Consider the following 3,055-nt stretch of genomic DNA (forward strand, 5'->3'; position numbering starts at 1 on the left):
TTGTAGGCTGGACCTACTTGCGACCGGCCAAGCCACAAAAACAGCGTAGCCGCTGCCATCGTGGCAAATGTGAATGAAAATGCGTTATAGACCAAAGAATATTGGCCAAAAGTTAAATTTTCCATGTTTCTCTCCCTCAGATAATACTGGAACGTTGGTTTTTTCACAGTACGAACCCAGCGTCAATCAATTTTGTCATGCGGTATTGGACTGCGGGCATTTCCCCTGTCCTTGGTTTAAACCCGAATTTGTTGGATCTATCCGATCTAATGGCTAGTAAACAAATCGTCGGCTGCTATTGCGGTCGGCGGCCGGCCAAAAAGGCGTGATGCTTGAGGAGCTGCTCGTGAGCGACGGTGATCACGGCTTGTGTACCGACAGTCTTGCGTCGCCTTATATGATTGCGGCCGTTGGTCTAACTGCCGCGTGTTCGGCGCAGGGCTCTTTTTCTGTTGTCGACAGCGACAAGCAGCCCTTAGGAATACCTGCTTTTAGTGCGATGGGTAACTTGAAAGTGGTCTGAAGGAATTCAAAATGCGGGCAGCAGTAATTTTGGGTCGATCCGCGCGCTGTTCCATTTCATCCCCCAATGGAGATGCGGCCCACTTGCCCGACCAGTGGCGCCTACCCGTCCGATGATTTGGCCTTGTTTAACGACGTCGCCCTCTTTCACAAGAAGTTCGGACGCATGCAGGAAGGCGCTGTTTAGTCCCATGCCATGGTCAATCATGAGCAAATGGCCCTCAAGGGTAAATGCGTCTGCCGCGGCAAGAGCTACAACGCCGTCCGCGGGCGCAACGAATGCGTTACCTCTTGCTGCGGCGATATCCATGCCGGTATGATAGCTACCGGGAATACCGTTGTAGACTCGCTGGGCACCAAATAACCCGGATACGCGGCCTGCAACAGGGCGGATGAATTTTTGCCGCCAGCCGTTGCTTTCTCGGCTGAGTGCGCGCGCCGCATTGATCCGTACAAGCTCTGCGCCGCGTCTTGCTTCAAATTCCGCTGAACTTTTTGCACCGCCCGTCATATTCGCAGCAACATTTTCAATGCGCCAGTCGCCGGCAGCAACGGATATATTGCGTGCCGCCTGGCTCCCGTCGGCGAGTATGAAAACGACATTTGCCTGCACCGGGGCATCGCGGTCGAACCCCATGAGGAAGACACCGTCCGAACTGATCTGGAGCGCTTCGTCGTTTAAAAACACATTGCGTGTGTTTTTGGGTGCGCGGGCAGTGACTAGACCGCCTTGGACCGGCGGGCCGGACATCCAGAAATCGGCGGCGGGTGGTTGTGGTGTGGCTCTTAAGCCGGCCGCAGTGGTCAGAAACCCAACCGCTGCAAGCAATGCCAGCAAGGCGTAGCCCGTGCGTCCCAAGCTTATCCCTTGGCCAAAGCGGCGCGGGCCGACGCCTCTGCGCTCACATAAGGCTCCTGCTTGACGACGCTCCAATAGCGCAATTCCTCCAATGGAATGGCTTGGCCAGTAACAGCGCAAACGACGTGGTCTCCCGCAGTCAGCATACGAAAATTATTAGCCATATAATACAGGCGCGCGACTTTGTTTGTAGGTGACATCAACATCGTCCCATTATGGCGTATCGATTCGCAATGGGCAATGCGCGCCTTCAACCGTCGAACAGATTGCCCTGATTAATTGTCGGCTTAACGGGTTTCGGCGGCGCTGGCCGGGAGGCAGAGGCGCCATGGACCAGTCCGCCAACTTCACCATCGACGAATCGCAAGGTGACTTCGCCTGCCTTCACCGCGGCGTCACGCGTCATGATGGTTTTGCCGTCTGCATCGGTCACCCGCGCGAACCCGCGCTTTAGCGGTGCTTCGGGGTGTAAACTGCCCGCAAGCCTGGTAAGTGCATCTAGCCTTTGCTGCCATTGCTCCACACGGCGGTTCAATAAGCGCAGGTGCAGCATCATGGCTGGCGCTGAATAAGCAATCTCCGCTTTGCCGACACGGGTGCGGAGCGATTGACGCAAGCGTTCGGCAAGATCGTCGGTGCGTTGTTGATGCGGAGCTGCAAGGTCTGACAGCTTGGGCATGAGCCGGCGTTGTGCCTCAAGCCGTTCTGCGGCCAAGTCCACACGCTTGCGGACGGTATTCGACATGCGCAGTCCGAACTGCCCAACGCGCTGTAGCAAGTCGCTGCGGACAGGAACCGCGATTTCTGCGGCAGCTGTGGGCGTTGGCGCGCGCAAATCCGCTGCAAAGTCGCACAGGGTTGTATCGGTTTCATGCCCGACTGCCGAGATAATCGGTATTGTGCAATTGGCGACGGCGCGCACCACCGCTTCGTCGTTAAACGCCCAAAGATCCTCTATTGAGCCACCTCCACGCGCCACGATCACCAGATCTGGACGGGTCGCCGGGCCATCCTGCGGCATTGCGGAAAGCCCGTTCACGGCGCGCGCAATTTGGGCGGCCGATCCTTCGCCCTGCACCAATACCGGCCAGACAATAACATGCGTGGGGAAACGGTCGGCCAATCTGTGCAAAATATCCCGGATGACTGCGCCAGTGGGCGATGTGACAACGCCGATGGTGCACGGCAAGGACGGCAGTCTCTTCTTACGTTCCGGCGCAAATAGCCCTTCTGCCGCGAGACGCGCTTTCAGCTTTTCAAATAAAAGCATCATCGCACCTTCGCCGGCCACCTCAAGGCTGTCGACGACGATTTGATAATTTGAACGCCCCGCATAAGTGGTGAGCTTACCGGTGGCGACGACCTCAAGCCCATCCTCGGGCGCGAAGGGCAGGCGTGCTGTGCCGCCTTTCCACATTACCGCGTCGAGCCGCGCATTGTCGTCTTTCAGGGAAAAATAGATATGGCCAGACGCCGCGCGCTTGAACCCCGAAATCTCGCCGCGCACGCGGACATGGCCGAACCTGTCCTCAACGGTGCGCTTGAGCGCAAGCGACAGTTCGGACACGCTCATCGCCTGGGCATTGTCGCCGGGGCGCTCCTCGGCTAACAGGCGAGCGACTTGCGGGTCGGCAGTTTCAAAGGGGTCATTTGCGGACATGAATATCTTGCTCA

General features: G+C 57.3%; 4 protein-coding genes. 1 reads left to right on the plus strand and 3 read right to left on the minus strand.

The genetic code is table 11. The features are described from left to right. The first annotated feature begins 346 nt into the window (after window positions 1–346). Complete coding sequence (locus tag ACIQ2T_RS12890; RefSeq protein WP_397591154.1) at window positions 347–523, plus strand: hypothetical protein; 177 nt, start codon at window positions 347–349, stop codon at window positions 521–523. Between the two features lie 6 nt (window positions 524–529). Here the strand turns inward: ACIQ2T_RS12890 and ACIQ2T_RS12895 are convergent, their stop codons facing one another. Genes ACIQ2T_RS12895 through xseA form a run of 3 tightly spaced genes read right to left on the minus strand, consistent with a single transcriptional unit; the run spans window position 530 to window position 3,041 of the window. Then, the gene (locus tag ACIQ2T_RS12895; protein ID WP_397591155.1) at window positions 530–1,381 is read right to left on the minus strand and encodes a M23 family metallopeptidase; all 852 of its coding nucleotides are present in this window, start codon (window positions 1,379–1,381) and stop codon (window positions 530–532) included. Window positions 1,382–1,383: 2 nt separating this feature from the next. Beyond that, on the minus strand, window positions 1,384–1,587 hold the full coding sequence (locus ACIQ2T_RS12900; RefSeq protein WP_397591156.1) for a DUF2093 domain-containing protein: 204 nt from the start codon (window positions 1,585–1,587) through the stop codon (window positions 1,384–1,386). A 44-nt stretch (window positions 1,588–1,631) separates the two neighbouring features. Further along, a complete protein-coding gene (xseA, locus tag ACIQ2T_RS12905; protein ID WP_397591157.1) occupies window positions 1,632–3,041 on the minus strand; it encodes an exodeoxyribonuclease VII large subunit in 1,410 nt (469 codons plus the stop codon). Window positions 3,042–3,055 lie beyond the last annotated feature (14 nt).

The sequence above is a fragment of the Sphingorhabdus sp. genome, from assembly GCF_044357595.1.
Taxonomy (GTDB): domain Bacteria; phylum Pseudomonadota; class Alphaproteobacteria; order Sphingomonadales; family Sphingomonadaceae; genus Sphingorhabdus_B.